Source organism: Streptomyces sp. 184 (genome assembly GCF_045781775.1).
In the GTDB taxonomy this organism is placed as follows: Bacteria; Actinomycetota; Actinomycetes; order Streptomycetales; family Streptomycetaceae; genus Streptomyces.
On the sequence record NZ_CP123230.1, the window covers coordinates 4,895,170 to 4,911,605 of the forward strand.

A 16,436-nucleotide genomic window follows, 5' to 3' on the forward strand; every position below is an offset into this window, starting at 1 on the left:
GAACTTCCGCCTCCGCTCCGGCGCCGCCCGGCCCGCCCGCGACCCGGGACCGGACGGTCCGCTTCCCCGGGCACCCGGCCAACTCCCCTTCCCCGTACGGCAGGATGACGGGCACACCGGATCGCACGCGCGTCCGGACGTACTCCCGTTCCCGGACGAAGACAGGTACCAAGGTGAACCGAGCCCTCACTCTGCACGATCTGGTCGTCGCCGGCGCCGCGGTCCTCGGCGGCATCAGCGCCGGCCTGCTGCTGCGCGCACTGCTGGGCTGGCTGGGCAAGGGCGCGACGCGGACGAGCTGGGCCGGCGACGACATTCTCGTCGGCGCGCTGCGCACGATGGCCCCCTGGGGCGCGCTGTGCGGCGGCGTCTCGATCGCGGCCGCCTCGCTGCCGCTGAAGCGCCCGGTCGAGCACACGGTGGACCAGATCGTCGTCGCCGTGCTCATCCTCACCGTCACGGTCGCCGCGGCCCGGGTGGTCGCGCAGCTCATGGGGGTCCGCTCGCAGGGCGTGGGCTCGGCCACGATCCTGGTGAACATCACGCGCATCGCGGTGCTGGCGATCGGGCTGCTGATCCTGCTGGAGACCCTGGGCATCTCGATCGCGCCGCTGCTCACCGCGCTCGGCGTGGGCGGCCTGGCGGTCGCGCTGGCCCTCCAGGACACGCTCGCCAACCTCTTCGCCGGGGTGCACATCCTGGCCTCCAAGACGGTGCAGGTCGGGGACTACATCCGGCTCAGCAGCGGGGAGGAGGGCTACGTGACCGACATCAACTGGCGCAACACCGTGATCCGCACCCAGTCGGACAACCTCGTCGTCATCCCCAACGACCAGCTCGCCAGCACGATCATGACGAACTACCACCGCCCGGAGCAGGAGTTGTCGATCGTGGTGCAGGCGGGCGTGGCCCTGTCCAGCGACCTCGACCTGGTCGAGCTGGTGACGGTGGAGGTGGCGCGGGAGGTCATGGCGGCGGTCGAGGGAGGCGTACCGGAGCACGATCCGGTGGTCCGCTTCCACACCTTCGGCGACTCGCGCGCCGGCTTCTCCGTGGTGCTGCGCGCCGTCGAGTTCAGCGACCAGTTCCGGCTCAAGCACGAGTTCATCAAGCGGCTGCAACTGCGCTACCGGGAAGAGGGCATCGAGATCGCCCACCCCGTGCGCAACGTGGTGCTGCACCACCAGGACACCCCGGTGCTGCTGCCGCGGCAGCGCGGGGCCTCGGACGTCCCGGCCGGGGGCAAGTCCCTCAACTGAGCCGGGGCGGCCTTCCCCCGGCTCCCGGTACGGGCCCCCGGGCGATCCCTTCCCGCCCCGGGGGCCGAACCGTCCGTGACCACGCCCTAGTTTGCTCTTTCCAAAGACAAAGTGACGCCAATTCTGGTCGTAGGCATTGGCGTTGCGTCGAAAGAGGTCTAATCTCCAACCGGCCGCCGTCACATGTCGGGACGTGGATGGCGGGGGGACGTGAAGCCGCGCACGAGTCGCAGCGCGCGGGCCGATCAAGGACGGCGCGAACGGGCCGACCACCCAGGAGCGTGTCCAGCCGCCTTGTCGTCCGAGCCCCTGGGAGGGGAAATGCTACGAAGACTGGCCCTGTTCGCCGCCGGCGCGGTCAGCGCCGCGCTGCTGGTCGCGCCCGGCGCGACCGCGGCGGCGCCGGACGCCGCCGAGCAGCCGCCACCGGACTCCGCCTTCGAGAAGATCACGCTCAACGACCGCCCGGGCGAGCCGCTCGACCTCGCCGTGCTGCCCGACAAGCGGGTTCTGCACGTCACCCGCGCCGGCAAGGTCTGGATCAACGACCCGGACGGCGGCACGAACAAGCTCGCCGCCCAGCTCGACGTGTACCAGCACGACGAGGAGGGCCTCCAGAACGTCGCCATCGACCCGGACTTCCGCAAGAACAGGTGGGTCTACCTCTACTACTCGCCGCCGCTGGACACCCCGGTCGACGACCCGGTCACCCCCGCCAACGAGGGTGACGCGCCGTTCGAGGGCACGCAGGAGGACTGGGACCGCTACAAGGGCCACCTCCAGCTCTCCCGGTACAAGCTCAAGGGCGACACCCTCGACCTGACCACCGAGCAGAAGATCCTCCAGGTCCCGGTGGACCGCGGCATCTGCTGCCACGTCGGCGGCGACATCGCCTTCGACTCCAAGGGCAACCTGTACCTGACCACCGGTGACGACACCAACCCCTTCCAGTCCGACGGCTACACGCCGATCGACGAGCGGGACGGGCGCAACCCGGCGTTCGACGCCCAGCGGACCTCCGGGAACACCGACGACCTGCGCGGCAAGGTGCTGCGCGTCAAGGTGCGCGGCGACGGCTCGTACGGCATACCGAAGGGCAACCTCTTCAAGCCGGGCACCGAGAAGACCCGGCCGGAGATATACGCCATGGGTCTGCGCAACCCGTACCGGATGGAGATAGACCCGCAGACCGACGACGTCTACGTAGCCGACTACTCCCCCGACGCCCGCGAGGCCAGCGACGCCCGCGGCCCGGCCGGGCAGGGCAAGTGGCTGGTGCTCGACGAGCCCGGCAACTACGGCTGGCCGTACTGCGCCACCCGCGAGCTGCCCTACACCGACTTCGACTTCGCCACCGAGACCTCCGGCGCGGCCTTCGACTGCGACAAGCCGGTGAACAACTCGCCGCACAACACCGGCCGCACCGAGCTGCCCACCGTGGAGCAGCCCGAGGTCTGGTACTCCTACGGCCAGTCCGCCGAGTTCCCGGGCCTGGGCACCGGCGGCATAGCCCCGATGGCCGGCCCGGCGTACGAGCACAACTGGCTGACCACGCTGCTCAACCCGGGCGTGGCCTGGCCGCGGTACTACGACGGGACGCCGCTGTTCGCCGAGTGGGGCCGCGACTACATCAAGGAGTTCAGGCTCGACCGCTCCGGCGCCGTGGAGGCCGTCAACCCGGTCGCCCAGGGGGTCGGGAACCCGCCCGTCGACAACCCCATGGACATGGAGTTCGGCCCGGACGGCGCGCTCTACGTGCTGGAGTACGGCGACGGCTACTTCTCGGAGAACCCGGACGCGCAGCTCTCCCGCATCGACTACATCGGCCGCACGGGCAACCACGCGCCGAAGGTCGAGCTGGCGGCCGCGCCGGTCAAGGGCCTCGCGCCGCTGACCGTCGAGTTCTCCAGCGCGGGCACCGCCGACCCCGACGGGGACCGGGTGCGCTACGCCTGGGACTTCGACGGTGACGGCCGGACGGACTCCACCGACGCGAACCCCTCGCACACGTACGACGAGGACGGCACGTACAAGGCGGCCCTGGAGGTCACCGACCGCAAGGGGCGCGCAGCGTACAGGGACGTCGACGTCACCGTGGGCGACCAGGCTCCGGTCGTGACCCTCGTCAAGCCCGCCGACCAGCAGGAGTTCCACTTCGGTGACGCGGTGGAGTTCGAGGTCACGGTCTCCGACGAGGTCGAGGTGGACTGTAGCAAGGTCAACGTGCACTACATCGTGGGCCACGACGCGCACGGGCACCCGCAGAGCACCACCGCGGGCTGCACCGGCACGATCCAGACCGAGCCCATCGCGGGCCACGACCCCTCCGAGGGCAACGTGACCGGTGTGTTCGTCGCCGAGTACACCGACCCGGGCGGCCTGACCGGCAGCGACCGGGCGGTCATGAAGGTCGTCGGCTGACGTTCCGGTACGGCGCGGGGTGGCGTACGGGCGTACGCCACCCCGCGGTTCCCACCCCGTCCACACCCACTTCGCAGGAGAGACACGACATGAGCAAGCCCAGCCTGCACCGCCGTGGATTCCTCCGGGCCGCCGCCGGTACCGCGGCCGGCACCGCCGCCGTCGCCGCGGGCGCCGGGGCCCTCGCGGCCCCCGCCGCCGCCCGCGGGCACGGCCGCGGCCGTCTGATCCCCCGGGGCCGTATCGGCCTCCAGCTCTACAGCGTCCGCGACCAGATCCAGCAGCGCGGCTTCACGCCCGTGCTGACGGAGCTGGCCGGGATCGGCTACAAGCACATCGAGTTCGCCGGCTACACCTCGCCGGCCGAGCCGGACATGACCGTACCCAAGCTGCGCAAGCTGCTCGACGACCTCGACCTGCGCGCCGGCGGCGCCCACGTCGGACTCGACGCGCTGCTCAACGCGGACACCCGCGAGCAGGAGTTCGAGAACGCCGCCGCCCTCGGCATGGACTACGTCGGCACCGCCAGCGACTTCCCCGGCGGGACGGCGGCGGAGATCCAGGCCGGCGCCGACCGCTTCAACGAGTCCGGCGAGGCGGCCCGCCGGCACGGGCTGAAGATCTACCAGCACAACCACACCAACGAGTTCGGCCCGGTCAGCGACCGGCCGGGCAAGCGGCGCCACGACCTGTTCCTGAGCGGCACCGACCCGCGCTACGTCTTCCTGGAGCTGGACATCCTCTGGGCGTTCGGCGCCTCGGTCCGCTTCCGCGACCAGCTCGGCGAGTTCGACCCGCTGGACTACGTCAACGCCGCCCCGCACCGCTACATCGCCTTCCACGTCAAGGACGGCGTACGGGACCCGGCGCAGACGAACCAGTACCGCGACGTCGTCTTCGGCCAGGGCGAGCTGGACTTCCGCCGCTTCTTCAGCGGGCTGCGCAAGCCGGGGCTGCCGCTGTACTTCTGGGAGCAGGACCGCGGTCCGCAGGAGCCGCAGGGCTCGATCTGGGCGGCCGAGGCGAGCTACGACGCGATGGTGGCGCTGCGCGGCCGGGGCTGCTGAACCCTCCCACCGCAGACACGGCAGGCACGAAGCGCACGATCCGCGGGACCCGTACCGCCGCCGGCGGTGGTGCGGGTCCCGTGGGCGTTCGTACCCGCGGCGGGCCGGCCGCGGGCACCTCCCCCGCAACCGAAGAACGAGGAGGTGCCCGCCGACCGGTCCGCCGCGGACGCTTCAGGCGGCGTCGCTGCGGTCCCCCGCCGCCCAGGCGACGTCGCAGGACCAGGCGGGCTCGACGCCGGTGCGCCGGCAGACCAGCAGGTACAGCGGGATCGGGGGAGTGTACGGGATCCCGTCCGCCGGCCGGTGCACCAGCCGGGGTACGGCGGGGCCGGCCGCCGCGCCGGAGACGGCGGCGCCCGGGGCGTAGTCGACGCCGCGCGGCCACTGGAGGCCGAGGTCGGAGCCGGCCGGCACGATCCACCACCAGCGGCTGCCGTCGGCGAAGACGCAGCCGACGCGGGGCAGCCGGGGCATCACGTCGTACCCGACCCGCTCCGGCACACCCACCGCGTCGCAGCCGAGCGCCGCGCCGCCCGTGCCCGGCACGGCCAGCCGGAGCCGGCCGCCGGGCTCGGTGCGCATCATCCGGCCGCCCGCTCGCCGACCGACCGGCCGAATTCCGTACGGGCCCCCGACACGCGCGGCGCGGCGGCTCCCCCGGCCGCCGACACCTCGCGCAGCAGCTCCGCCCAGACCACCAGACCCGGGCCGGGCCGCGCGTCGTATGCACCCCAACTGCTGCTCACCGCGGTGACGAGCAGGAGCCCCCGACCCTGCTCGTCCGCGGACGACCGCTGCACCCGCAGGCTTCCCGGCTCGGCACCCTGGTCGGTGACGGCCAGCCGCAGGCGATCGGCGCTGCACCGCAGCTCGCAGCCTATGCGCCGACTCCCCGTATGCAGCAGTGCGTTGGTCACCAGTTCCGAGAGGACGAGGGTGGCACTGTCGCCGACCTCGCCCTCCACCCCCCAGCGGTGCAGTTGCTCGCGGGCCAGCCGACGCGCGACCGCAATGGCCTCCGCCTTGCCTGGCACCTCGAAACCGCACCGCGCCGCATCGGCCCCCGAACGGGTCCCCGGCATGCCGGGGACCTGCGTCACGACCCCCGAACGATGCGGCTGTGTGGACTGGCTCACGTTCCAAACTATGGTCCCGCCGCGGCCACTTGGCAACCCCCACTGTGAATTTTTCAGAGTTGCGGTTGCACTGTGTCCGCCAAGCTCCGGGCGTGGCACACTGCTTGAGGCAGTCCGACAGGGAGGTATGGGGTGAGCGAACCGCGGTCCGCGCCGACCGTGGGGCAGGTCGTGCTCGGCAAGCGGCTCCAGGAGCTGCGCGAGCAGGCCGGGCTCAAGCGCGAGGAGGCCGCCCGGATCCTGCGCGTCGCCCCCGCCACCGTGCGCCGGATGGAGACCGCCGAGGTCGCGCTGAAGGTCCCGTACGTGCAGGTGCTGCTCCAGACGTACGGCATCGACCGGGAGGAGGTCGAGTCCTTCGTCGCGCTGACCGAGGAGGCCAACGAGCCCGGCTGGTGGCAGCGCTTCCACGACATCCTGCCCGACTGGTTCAGCATGTACGTGAGCCTGGAGGGCGCGGCGTCGCTCATCAGGTCGTACGAGCCGCACTTCGTGCCCGGCCTGCTCCAGACCGAGGACTACGCGCGGCACGTGCTGAAGGTCGGCTCCCTCGGCCGCGTGGAGTCCGCCGAGATCGAGCGGCACGTCGCGCTGCGGATGGAGCGGCAGGAGCTGCTCACCCGCGAGCACGCGCCGCGGTTCTGGGCGATCGTCGACGAAACGGTACTGCGCCGCCCGGTGGGCGACGGGGCGGTGATGCGCGCGCAGGTCGACCGGCTCCTCGACGTCGCCTCCCAGCCCAACGTCACGCTCCAGATGGCGGAGTTCCGCACCGGGCACCACCCGGGCACGTACAGCCCCTTCGTCCTCTTCCGGTTCGCCGTGCCCGAGCTGCCGGACATGATCTACACCGAGTACCTCACCGGTGCCGTCTACCTCGACGGCCGGCACGAGGTGGCCACACACCTCGCCGCCCTGGACCACATGGCGGCCCAGGCGGCGACGGCGAAACGCACGAAGGAGATCCTCCGGGACTTCCGCAAGGAGCTGTGAATGGAACGCATTTACAACGGTATGCCGGCCGCGGACCTCGGCGCCGAGGGCTGGCACAAGCCGTGGAGCGGCGGCAACGGCGGCAACTGCGTCGAGGCCATGAAGCTCAAGGACGGCCGGATCGCGGTGCGGCACTCGGCCCACCCGGACGGCCCCGCCCTCATCTACACCCCCGGTGAGATGGACGCGTTCATCGAGGGCGCCAAGGCGGGCGACGCGGACTTCCTGCTCTCGCGGAGCCCGGCATGACCGCGCCCGGCGCCGTGCCCGCGCACGGGCTGCGGCGCCGACCGGACCACTCGCCGTCCGTCTCGGACGGCGAGCCCATCCCGGCGAACGGGGGTGTGGCCCGCATGCACTGACGTGGGCCACCGGCCGGGAGTACAGAGAGGGAGGGGACACCCCGGGGGGGTCCCCTCCCTCGGTGTTCGCGGGGTGTTTCCGCGCGGTGCCGCGCGGCCGCGGGGCACCTGAAATTTCAAAAATCATGAACCGTGGGTGTACGAACCGCTGCCTTCCGCGACGTATCGGCGTACGGTATGCCCCCGATGGCCCTCATCAGCCACTCGGGGAGGCAGACGATGAGCGCATCCACACCCCCGTCCCCCGGCACGGCCCCGGCCGGTGCCCGGCGGACGGTCCATGTCGGGGTGCTGCTCCCCCGGCTTCCCCAGGCGCCCGCCGCCTGGCTCGCCGAGTGCGCGGCGTACGACTCCGCAGGCGCCGACGCGCTGTGGCTGGACGGCGGTCCGGACCCGGCGCACGACGTGCTCGCGCTCGCCGCCGCCCTGGCCACCGCCACGAACCGGGCGAAGCTGGTCGTCACGCTGCCCGACAGCGTCCCGCAGGCCGCGCTGCTGGCGCGGGCGCTGGCCACCGTCGCACTGCTCAGCGACCGCCGGCTGGCGCTGGCCGCCGACACCCGGCGGTGCGCGGAACTCGTCGCCGTCGCCCCGACGGTGCCCGCCTTCCGCCGTCTCGCGCCCGCCGCCCCCGGGTACGAGGAGCCGGGCGCCGGGCGCTGGACCCCGGTGGCGGCGCCCGCCGGACCGGACGCCTGGCGGGCCGTGCTGGCCGGCGCCGCGGACCGCGGGGTGCACGGTCTCGTCGTACCGGCGGGACAGCCGCTGTTGGAGGCGCTGCGCCGCGGTTCGAGTGCCGTTCGCCACACCCGCCCCAGCCGCCCCACGCGTGCGCGCGTCACCACGGAGCGTCAGACTATGCGTGGATCCTCGTGATCCTCTTGTGATCTGCCGTTCGATCTCCTAGTGTCCCAGACGTTCGCAGACGCGAGCACCGCGCTCCGGTACGCCGAGTCCTGCCCGTCGGAGCCCGGAACCGTCGTCCCCACAGCCGTTCGGGCAGGAGCGGGGGAACCACTTCTCCGTCGGCCGGAGGCACGGTGGCAAAGCGCACCGGACTCCCCGACTCGGGGTGAAGCCGCACAGCACGACGCGGCCGGGCAACTCCAGCCCGAACCCGACAGCTCACTTCGCAGGCGTCGGAGAAAGAGCGAGCCAACATGGCCGGAACCGGCACCCGGCGCGCGCCCAAGTCGCGCTCCACCCGCCGCTACGCCGCTGCCGCGGGGGTGGGCATAGCCCTCCCCGTCGCCGGCGGAATCGCGGCGACCGCCGCGCACGCCTATACGGTCGAAAAGGGCGACACACTCTCGGAGATCGCCGAGGACAACGGCTTCGGTGCCGACTGGCAGCGGCTGTACGAGGCCAACAAGGAAGCCGTCGGCGACAACCCCCACCTGATCCTCCCGGGCCAGGAGCTGGACCTGGAGGGGAAGAAGGCCGCGAGCAAGCCCACCGAAGCCGACCAGAGCGCCGCCAAGACCGAGAAGAAGCAGCAGCGCTACGTCGAGCACACCGTCGGCGCCGGCGAGACGCTGTCCAAGATCGCCGCGAAGTACGACGTGCCCGGCGGCTGGCAGCGGGTCTACGTCGACAACGAGAAGGCCATCGGCGACAACCCGGCCGCGCTGAAGGTCGGCACCGAGCTGCGCATCGACACCGAGGGCGGCAAGGTCGGCAAGGCCATCGACCCGAACGGCTCGTCGTCCGCCGCCGGTTCCGGCGGCTCCGGCGGTGCCACCGAGGCGCAGCAGGCGAGCGTCCCGACCAGCGAGTCCGGCATCCAGGCCGCGGCCCGGGAGATCGTGCCCGCGGACCAGTTCACCTGCTTCAGCAACATCGTGGAGCGGGAGAGCGGCTGGGACCACACCGCGACCAACCCCAGCTCCGGCGCGTACGGCCTGATGCAGGCGCTGCCGGGCGACAAGATGGCCTCGGCCGGCGCCGACTGGCGCACCAACCCGGTCACCCAGCTCAAGTGGGGCCTGGACTACATGAACGACCGCTACGGCAGCCCGTGCAGCGCGTGGGAGTTCTGGCAGGCCAACAACTGGTACTGACGCTCCACCAGGTACCGACGCAGGGGCCCCGGGCCCGCGGGAGTCCCCTGCCGCCCCGTCGCACGGATCCGTCCGCGCGGCGGGGCGCGCCTGTCGTACGGGCTACGCCCCCGCCGCCTGCTCCTCCGGTGCGCCCTCTGCTGCGCGCCGGGACTCCTGTGCCGGCGCCGGCCGTGCGGACAGCTCCGCCAGGTCCCGCGCCGCCTGCGCGAGGAGCGTGCGCATCGCGGACTCCGCCGCGTCCGGGTCCCCGGCCCGTATCGCCTCCAGCACGGCGCGGTGCCCCGGCACCGGGTCCTGCGGATGGTGCCCGGGGCCGTGCACCAGGCGGTCGCGGGCGGCCAGTCCGCTGGCGATGACCAGATCCATGCGCTCCAGCAGCTCGTTGTGCGAGGCGGCCAGCAGGGCGCGGTGGAACGCGAGGTCCGCCGCGACGGCCTCGGCCGCCCCGTCCCGCGCGGCGGCCATCGCCGCGAGCGCCGTGTCCAGCGCCGCCAGGTCCGCCGCGGTGCGCCGCACCGCCGCCAGCCGGACCGCGGCCGGCTCCACGATGCCGCGCACCTCGTCCAGGTCGCGCAGCAGCGGGGAGGCGGCCCCGCCGCCGTCCTGCTGCCGCCCGGCGGTCTCGAAGCGCCAGCGCAGCACGTCGGCGTCGAGCAGGTTCCAGTCGGCGCGCGGCCGGACGAACGTGCCGCGCTTCTGCCTGGCGTCGACCATGCCCTTGGCGGCCAGCACCTTCAGCGACTCGCGCAGCGCGGTGAGGCTGACGCCCAGTTCGGCCTGGAGGGCGGCGAGGTCGAGGGTGGCGCCCTCGGCGATCTCGCCCCCGAGGACGCGGTGCGCGAGGGTCTCCACCGTCTGCCCGTGCACCCCGCGGCGGGCGTAACCCGACATGACCGCTCGCTCCTCCCTGTCGTCCTGCTCCGGTGCTTTCCGCCGCCCCCGTGGCGCCCCGCTCAGGCCGATGACTTTACGACGCTCCAGCCGCCGTCCACGACCAGGCTGGTGCCGGTGACGTAGGACGCCTCCGGCGAGGCGAGGAAGGCGACCGCGGCGGCCACCTCCGCCGGCGCGCCCAGCCGCCGCGCGGCGGTCTGCTCGGCGCTGGCCCTGCGGTCCTCCTCGGGGACGCGGTCCCACAGCCCGGTGAGCACCGGGCCGGGCAGCACGGTGTTCACGCGCACCGACGGGCCGTACTCCACGGCGAGTTGGCCGGCCAGCGAGAGCAGTCCGCCCTTGGCGGCGGCGTAGGCGGGGTGGCCGGGGATGCCGTGCCTGGCGTGCACGGACGAGACGAGCACCGCGGCGCCGGGGGCGTCCGGCCGGCCGCGCAGGCCGGGCAGGCAGGCGCGGAAGCCGAGGAACGCGGCCGTCAGGCCGACGTCGACCTGGCGCCGCCAGGAGGCGGTGGAGGTCTCGTGCGCGGGGGCGACGTCGACGACGACGGCGTTGGAGACGAGGACGCCGACGGGCCCGAAGGACCCGGCCGCGGCCAGGATCCGCGTCCAGCCGTCCTCCTCGGCCACGTCCGCGGCGACGGCGGCGGCCGTGCCGCCGGCGGCGGTGATCTCCGCGGCGGTGGCCTCCGCCCGGTCGCCGTCGATGTCGGCGAGGACGACGGCTGCGCCCTCGGCGGCGAGCCGGCGGGCGGTGGCCGCGCCGATGCCTGCGGCGGCGCCGGTGACCACGGCGGTACGCCCGGCGAAGCGGGCGGGGTACGGCACTTGCACGGCTGCGGCTGCTGTCACGAGGTCACGCTCCGGGTGTTGACGGATCTGCCGCGGCACTTCTACGTTGCCCGCAGGTTAATTCGTAAATTAAGAATTGAGCAAGAGGGGCGGAGGCAGCGTGGCGCGCATCCACTTCGGCGGCGACTACAACCCCGAGCACTGGCCCGAGAAGGTCAGGGCCGAGGACATCCGGCTGATGAAGGAGGCCGGGGTCTCCATGGTGACCGCCGGGATCTTCTCCTGGGCGCTGGTCGAACCGCGGCCCGGCGCGTACGACTTCGACTGGTTCGGCCGCGTGCTGGACGACCTGCACGGCGCGGGCATCCGCGTCAGCCTGGCGACCATGACCGCCTCCCCGCCGCCGTGGCTGAGCGAGGAGCACCCCGAGATCCTGCCGCAGGACGCCGACGGCATCCGCGCCTGGCCCGGCTCGCGGCAGCACTTCTGCCCCTCCAGCCCGGTCTACCGCGAGCGCGCCGTCCGCCTGGTCACCGAACTGGCCACCCGCTACGCCACCCACCCCGCCCTGGACAACTGGCACATCGGCAACGAGTACGGCTGCTCCAACCCGCGCTGCTACTGCGACGTCTCCGCCGCCGACTTCCGCCGCTGGCTGCGCGAGCGCTACGGCACCGTCGAGGCGCTCAACACCGCCTGGGCCACCACCTTCTGGTCGCAGCGCTACGGCACGTTCGAGCAGGTGCTCCCGCCGCGCACCACCCCCACGCACCCCAACCCGGCCCAGGTGCTCGACTTCGCGCGCTTCTGCGACGACGCCCTGCTCCGCTGCTACCTGGCGGAGCGGGAGGTGCTGCGCCGGATCACCCCCGACGTGCCCGTCACCACCAACCACATGCCGCTGCACAAGCCCGTCGACCCGTACTCCTGGGCCGAGCACGAGGACGTCCAGGCGCTGGACTTCTACCAGGACCCGTACGACCCGCAGACCCACGTCCTCGCCGGCCTCGCCTTCGACATCACGCGCTCCGCGGGCGCGGGCCGCCCGTGGATGCTGATGGAGCAGGCCCCCAGCGCCGTCAACTGGCGGGCCCGCAACAGCCCCAAGCCGCCCGGCACCATGCGGCTGTGGAGCTGGCAGGCCGTCGCGCAGGGCGCGGACGCGGTGCTGTACTTCCAGTGGCGCGCGACCCCCGGCGGCGCCGAGAAGTTCCACTCGGCGATGGTGCCGCACGCCGGCACCGACACCCGGATCTTCCGGGAGGTGAGCGCGCTGGGCCGGGAGCTGGGCGCCGTCCCGCAGCTCGCCGGCACGCGCTCGCGCCCGGAGGTGGCGCTCCTCGCGGACTGGCACAACTGGTGGGCCCTGGAGCAGGGCTCGCACCCGTCCGGGGACCTCGACTACGCCGAGACGCTGCGCCGGCACTACCGGCCGCTGTTCGAGGCGGGCGTGCCGTGCGACGTGGTGCCGCCGGACCGCGACCTGTCCGCGTACCGGCTCGTGGTGGTGCCGAACCTGTACCTGATGAACGCGGAGACGGGGGCCCGGCTCACGGAGTACGTACGCGCCGGGGGCCACCTGCTCGTCTCGTACTTCACCGGCATCGCCGACGACCACGACCACGTCCACCTCGGCGGCTACCCGGCGCCGCTGCGCGAGGTGCTGGGGCTGCGCGTGGAGGAGTTCTGGCCGCTGGCCGAGGGGCAGAGCCTGCCGCTGACCGGGGAGTTGGCCGGCAGCGGCGACCTGTGGTCCGAGGCGATCGACCTCGAAGGCGCCGAGGCCGTCGCCGCGTTCGGCGCCGGCGAGCTGGCCGGGCGGCCCGCGCTCACCCGGCACGCGTACGGGGACGGGGTCGCCTGGTACGCCGGCACCCGGCTCACCCCGGCGGCGATGCGCACCCTGGTCGACCGGGTGCGCGCCGGGGCCGCGGTGGCGCCGCTGCTGCCGGGGCTGCCGGCGGGCGTCCAGGCCACCGTGCGCGAGGCCGCGGGCGGGTCGGACGGCGCGGGCGGCGCGGAGGCCGCGGGCGGCCCGGGCGAGCGCTTCCTGTTCCTGCTCAACCACGGCGCGAGCGCCGCGACCGTCACCCTGCCCGAGCCGATGCACCCGCTCGCCGGCGACGGCGCGGACCCCGCGGCCGGCCCGGTCGCCGCCGTCGAACTGCCCGCCCGCGGAGTCGTCGTACTCCAGTTCTGAGTCCTGAGGAGCACCTGACGAGGAGGTCGGATGCCCACCCGAAGAGAGGTCCTGACGTGGGGCGCCGCGGCGGCCGCCGCGCCCGCCCTGGCGGGCTGCGGCGAGCAGGTCGGCGCCGCCCGGACGACCGAGGCGACCAGGCGCAGGCCGGGCCAGAAGATCACGCTGGCCTTCTGGACCTGGGTGCCGCTCCAGAAGGCCGTCGCGCTGTGGAACGAGCAGAACCCGGACGTGCGGGTCGACGTGCAGACGGTGCCCGCCAACACCTCCGGCGGCTACCAGAAGATGCACGCCTCCCTCACCGCGGGCGACCCGCCCGACCTGGCGCAGGTGGAGTACTACGCGCTGCCCGAGTTCATGCTCGTCAACGGTCTGACGGACCTGAGCGAGTACGGCGCCGACGAGCTGAAGGACGCCTACGTCGACTGGCAGTGGCAGCAGGGCGTCTTCGCCGGCAGGACGTACGCCATCCCGCAGGCGTCCGGCCCCATGGGCCTGTTCTACCGCGAGGACCTCTTCGACAGGTGGGACATCGACGTCCCGGCGACCTGGGACGAGTACCGGGCCGCCGCCGTGAAGATCAGAAAGCGTGGCGGCGGCTCCGTCGTCACCGCCTTCCCGCCCGCCAACGCCCAGTGGTTCTCCTCCTTCGCCTGGCAGCGCGGCGCCCGCTGGGTGAGCACCGAGGGCGACACCTGGGTGGTCGACCTCGCGGGCCCGGAGTCGCTCCAGGTCGCCGACTTCTGGGACGGGATGGTCTCCGACGGCCTGGTGGCGCCCGTGCAGGACTCGCAGTCCGCGTTCTTCAAGGGCCTCCAGACGGGCGGGCTCGCCACCTGGCCGGGCGCGCAGTGGTACGACGCGCTCATCCGCGGCAACGCGCCGCGCACCGAGGGCCGGTGGCGGGTCGCCGAGCTGCCGCAGTGGGAGCGCGGGGCCCACGCCTCGTCCAACTGGGGCGGCTCGTCCACCGCGATCCTCCAGGGCAGCAGGCACCCGGTGGAGGCGCTGGAGTTCGCGCACTGGCTCAACACCGACCCCGCGGCGATCGACCTGCTGATCGCCGCCGGCTACGGCTGGCCGGCCGCGCGGATCGAGCTGGCGGACTCCGCGCTCGGCAAGCCCGACCCGTTCTTCGGCGGCCAGCGCTACAACGAGGTCTTCCAGCTCTCCGACCGCAACGTCGACACCTCCTGGCGCTTCGGGCCGACCACCACCCAGTCGTACGCGCACATCCAGGACGGCTTCGGCCGCGCCCTGGCCGGCCACGGCTCGCTCGCGGACGCCCTGAAGGACGCCGAGGGCAAGTTCGTGGACGACCTCAGGGCCAAGGGACTCAAGGCGAGGAGCGCGCGATGAGCACTTCCGGGAAACCCGGACCGGCGCGCCCGGCGCCCGCCGCCCGCGGCCGGGGCCGAGCCCGGGGCGGCAGCCGCCCGGACCGCAGGGCGTGGGCGTTCCTGGGCCCGTTCCTCGCGCTGTACCTGTTCGCGATGGTGGTGCCGATCTTCTACGCCTTCTACCAGAGCCTGCTCAAGGTCGAGCGCAGCGGCCCGATGGGCCTGGGCGAGCCGTCCGTCGGCTTCGCCGGCTTCGAGAACTACTCCCTGGCCCTCCAGCAGGAGACGTTCGTCGAGGGCTTCGGCCGGGTGCTGCTCTTCGGCATCGTGCAGGTGCCGGTGATGCTGCTGCTGGCGCTGGTGCTCGCCCTGCTGCTGGACCAGGTGTCCGACCGCTGGGCGGGCCTGCTGCGGGCCACGTACTTCCTGCCGTACGGCATCCCCGGCGTGATCGCCACCATCCTGTGGGGCTTCCTGTACGTGCCCGGGGTCAGCCCGGTCAACGACGTGCTCGGCGACCTCGGCTTCCAGCCGGACTTCCTCGGCTACGACAACGTGCTCTGGTCGATCGCGAACATCGTGGTCTGGGAGTTCGCCGGCTACAACATGCTGATCATCATCGCCCAGTTGAAGTCCGTGCCGCAGGAGCTGTACGAGGCCGCGCGGATCGACGGCGCCGGGCCGTGGCAGACGGCGCTGCGCATCAAGATCCCGCTGGTGCGGCCGGCGCTGGTGCTCACCACCGTGTTCTCCATCATCGGCACGATGCAGCTCTTCGCCGAGCCGCTGGTGCTGAAGAAGGTCGCCCCGGCCGTGACCACCGACTACACCCCCAACCTCAGCGCGTACTTCGACGCCTTCGCCAACGCCAACCTGTATCTGGCCGCGGCCAAGTCGGTCATCCTCGCCGTCGTCGCCATGGTGCTGTCGTTCGGGTTCCTCAGCCTGGTCACCCGCAAGCAAAGGAGCGAGCGGTGAGCACCACCGGTACGACCACCACGACCGGCACCACCGGCACCCCGCCGGCCGGGCCCCGGCCCGCCCCGCCCACGCCCCGGCGGCGCCGGGCGCCGCGCCCCGGCCGTATCGTCCTCGTCGCCGTACTGACGGCCGCCGCGCTGTACTTCCTGCTGCCGGTCTACTGGCTGCTGGTCGCGGCCACCAAGTCGAACGACAGCCTCTACGGCTCCTTCGGCCTGTGGTTCGACGACCCGCGGCTGTGGGACAACCTCCGGCAGGTCTTCGGCTACGACGGGCACGTCTATCTGCGCTGGACGCTGAACTCCCTGCTGTACGCGGGCGTCGGCGCGGTCGTGGCGACGCTGCTGTCCGCCGCGGCCGGCTTCGCGCTCGCCAAGTACCGCTTCGCCGGCCGGGAGGCGGTGTTCAAGTTCGTGCTGGCGGGCGTGCTGCTGCCCTCGACGGCGCTGGCGCTGCCGCTGTACCTGATGTTCAGCAAGCTGGAGCTGACCAACACCTACTGGGGCGTCCTGATCCCCAGCGTGGTGAGCCCGTTCGGCGTCTACCTGTGCCGCATCTACGCCGAGGCGGCGGTGCCCGACACGCTGCTGGAGGCGGCGCGCGTGGACGGCGCGGGCGAGGGCCGGATCTTCTTCTCGCTGGTGCTGCGGATCATGACGCCGGCGCTGGTGACGGTCTTCCTCTTCCAGTTCGTGCACATCTGGAACAACTACTTCCTGCCGCTGGTGATGCTCTCCGACGACCGGAAGTACCCGATCACCCTCGGGCTGGTCACCTGGCAGCAGGCCGCGGACCGGGTGCCGGAACTCACGCAGTACACCATCGGCGGGGCCTTCGTCTCCGTCATACCCCTGGCCGTCGCGATGCTCGTCCTCCAGCGCTTCTGGCGGACCGGGCTGACCGAGGGCAGCGTCAAGGAGTGAAGA

15 protein-coding genes and 1 riboswitch are annotated in these 16,436 nt (G+C 72.8%); of the genes, 11 read left to right on the forward strand and 4 right to left on the reverse strand.

Features of this window, described 5'->3' with window-relative positions; genetic code table 11:
• Positions 1 to 173: 173 nt before the first annotated feature.
• The 3 genes from QBL21_RS20515 to QBL21_RS20525 all read left to right on the forward strand — a co-directional run bounded on the left by QBL21_RS20515 (position 174) and on the right by QBL21_RS20525 (position 4,747).
• A complete protein-coding gene (locus QBL21_RS20515) occupies positions 174 to 1,259 on the forward strand; it encodes a mechanosensitive ion channel family protein (protein ID WP_407563690.1) in 1,086 nt (361 codons plus the stop codon).
• 321 nt (positions 1,260 to 1,580) lie between these two features.
• Positions 1,581 to 3,680, forward strand: coding sequence for a PQQ-dependent sugar dehydrogenase (locus tag QBL21_RS20520; RefSeq protein ID WP_407563691.1), 2,100 nt, complete (start codon positions 1,581 to 1,583; stop codon positions 3,678 to 3,680).
• Between the two features lie 89 nt (positions 3,681 to 3,769).
• Positions 3,770 to 4,747, forward strand: a complete 978-nt coding sequence (locus QBL21_RS20525; protein ID WP_407563692.1) for a sugar phosphate isomerase/epimerase family protein — start codon at positions 3,770 to 3,772, stop codon at positions 4,745 to 4,747.
• A gap of 174 nt (positions 4,748 to 4,921) precedes the next feature.
• Here the strand turns inward: QBL21_RS20525 and QBL21_RS20530 are convergent, their stop codons facing one another.
• Together QBL21_RS20530 and QBL21_RS20535 are read right to left on the reverse strand one after the other, a co-directional pair.
• Positions 4,922 to 5,335, reverse strand: a complete 414-nt coding sequence (locus tag QBL21_RS20530) for a hypothetical protein (RefSeq protein WP_407563693.1) — start codon at positions 5,333 to 5,335, stop codon at positions 4,922 to 4,924.
• Positions 5,332 to 5,784 (reverse strand): ATP-binding protein, encoded by a 453-nt coding sequence (locus tag QBL21_RS20535; RefSeq protein ID WP_407563694.1) that lies wholly within the window; start codon positions 5,782 to 5,784, stop codon positions 5,332 to 5,334. The genes QBL21_RS20530 and QBL21_RS20535 overlap by 4 nt, the downstream gene beginning before the upstream one ends.
• 234 nt (positions 5,785 to 6,018) lie before the next feature.
• Here QBL21_RS20535 and QBL21_RS20540 point away from each other — a divergent pair, with 234 nt between their 5' ends.
• The 4 genes from QBL21_RS20540 (at position 6,019) to QBL21_RS20555 (ending at position 9,301) form a co-directional block, all read left to right on the forward strand.
• Positions 6,019 to 6,879 (forward strand): helix-turn-helix domain-containing protein, encoded by an 861-nt coding sequence (locus QBL21_RS20540; protein ID WP_407563695.1) that lies wholly within the window; start codon positions 6,019 to 6,021, stop codon positions 6,877 to 6,879.
• Positions 6,880 to 7,128, forward strand: coding sequence for a DUF397 domain-containing protein (locus QBL21_RS20545; protein WP_407563696.1), 249 nt, complete (start codon positions 6,880 to 6,882; stop codon positions 7,126 to 7,128).
• A 332-nt stretch (positions 7,129 to 7,460) separates the two neighbouring features.
• Positions 7,461 to 8,117, forward strand: coding sequence for a hypothetical protein (locus QBL21_RS20550; RefSeq protein ID WP_407563697.1), 657 nt, complete (start codon positions 7,461 to 7,463; stop codon positions 8,115 to 8,117).
• 103 nt (positions 8,118 to 8,220) lie between these two features.
• Positions 8,221 to 8,395, forward strand: a riboswitch (cyclic di-AMP (ydaO/yuaA leader).
• A gap of 6 nt (positions 8,396 to 8,401) precedes the next feature.
• Positions 8,402 to 9,301, forward strand: coding sequence for a LysM peptidoglycan-binding domain-containing protein (locus QBL21_RS20555; RefSeq protein WP_407563698.1), 900 nt, complete (start codon positions 8,402 to 8,404; stop codon positions 9,299 to 9,301).
• Between the two features lie 102 nt (positions 9,302 to 9,403).
• On the opposite strand, the gene QBL21_RS20560 is transcribed toward QBL21_RS20555, so the two are convergent.
• Positions 9,404 to 10,195: a FadR/GntR family transcriptional regulator gene (locus tag QBL21_RS20560; RefSeq protein ID WP_407563699.1), complete on the reverse strand. Its 792-nt coding sequence runs from the start codon at positions 10,193 to 10,195 to the stop codon at positions 9,404 to 9,406.
• A gap of 62 nt (positions 10,196 to 10,257) precedes the next feature.
• The gene (locus QBL21_RS20565; protein WP_407563700.1) at positions 10,258 to 11,049 is read right to left on the reverse strand and encodes an SDR family NAD(P)-dependent oxidoreductase; all 792 of its coding nucleotides are present in this window, start codon (positions 11,047 to 11,049) and stop codon (positions 10,258 to 10,260) included.
• Between the two features lie 100 nt (positions 11,050 to 11,149).
• Here QBL21_RS20565 and QBL21_RS20570 point away from each other — a divergent pair, with 100 nt between their 5' ends.
• The 4 genes from QBL21_RS20570 to QBL21_RS20585 are packed head-to-tail and all read left to right on the forward strand — an operon-like array spanning position 11,150 to position 16,433.
• On the forward strand, positions 11,150 to 13,189 hold the full coding sequence (locus QBL21_RS20570; RefSeq protein ID WP_407563701.1) for a beta-galactosidase: 2,040 nt from the start codon (positions 11,150 to 11,152) through the stop codon (positions 13,187 to 13,189).
• Positions 13,190 to 13,219: 30 nt separating this feature from the next.
• Positions 13,220 to 14,548 (forward strand): ABC transporter substrate-binding protein, encoded by a 1,329-nt coding sequence (locus QBL21_RS20575; protein WP_407563702.1) that lies wholly within the window; start codon positions 13,220 to 13,222, stop codon positions 14,546 to 14,548.
• Positions 14,545 to 15,507: a carbohydrate ABC transporter permease gene (locus QBL21_RS20580; RefSeq protein ID WP_407563703.1), complete on the forward strand. Its 963-nt coding sequence runs from the start codon at positions 14,545 to 14,547 to the stop codon at positions 15,505 to 15,507. The genes QBL21_RS20575 and QBL21_RS20580 overlap by 4 nt, the downstream gene beginning before the upstream one ends.
• A complete protein-coding gene (locus tag QBL21_RS20585; protein ID WP_407563704.1) occupies positions 15,504 to 16,433 on the forward strand; it encodes a carbohydrate ABC transporter permease in 930 nt (309 codons plus the stop codon). The genes QBL21_RS20580 and QBL21_RS20585 overlap by 4 nt, the downstream gene beginning before the upstream one ends.
• Positions 16,434 to 16,436 lie beyond the last annotated feature (3 nt).

What these genes read in the sequence shown, in the direction of transcription:
- QBL21_RS20580 (WP_407563703.1), top strand. Translation starts at nt 14,545, where the DNA reads ATGAGCACTTCCGGGAAACCCGGACCGGCGCGCCCGGCGCCCGCCGCC.
- QBL21_RS20555 (WP_407563698.1), top strand. Translation starts at nt 8,402, where the DNA reads ATGGCCGGAACCGGCACCCGGCGCGCGCCCAAGTCGCGCTCCACCCGC.
- QBL21_RS20575 (WP_407563702.1), top strand. Translation starts at nt 13,220, where the DNA reads ATGCCCACCCGAAGAGAGGTCCTGACGTGGGGCGCCGCGGCGGCCGCC.
- QBL21_RS20560 (WP_407563699.1), bottom strand. Translation starts at nt 10,195, where the DNA reads ATGTCGGGTTACGCCCGCCGCGGGGTGCACGGGCAGACGGTGGAGACC.
- QBL21_RS20525 (WP_407563692.1), top strand. Translation starts at nt 3,770, where the DNA reads ATGAGCAAGCCCAGCCTGCACCGCCGTGGATTCCTCCGGGCCGCCGCC.
- QBL21_RS20520 (WP_407563691.1), top strand. Translation starts at nt 1,581, where the DNA reads ATGCTACGAAGACTGGCCCTGTTCGCCGCCGGCGCGGTCAGCGCCGCG.
- QBL21_RS20545 (WP_407563696.1), top strand. Translation starts at nt 6,880, where the DNA reads ATGGAACGCATTTACAACGGTATGCCGGCCGCGGACCTCGGCGCCGAG.
- QBL21_RS20530 (WP_407563693.1), bottom strand. Translation starts at nt 5,335, where the DNA reads ATGATGCGCACCGAGCCCGGCGGCCGGCTCCGGCTGGCCGTGCCGGGC.
- QBL21_RS20550 (WP_407563697.1), top strand. Translation starts at nt 7,461, where the DNA reads ATGAGCGCATCCACACCCCCGTCCCCCGGCACGGCCCCGGCCGGTGCC.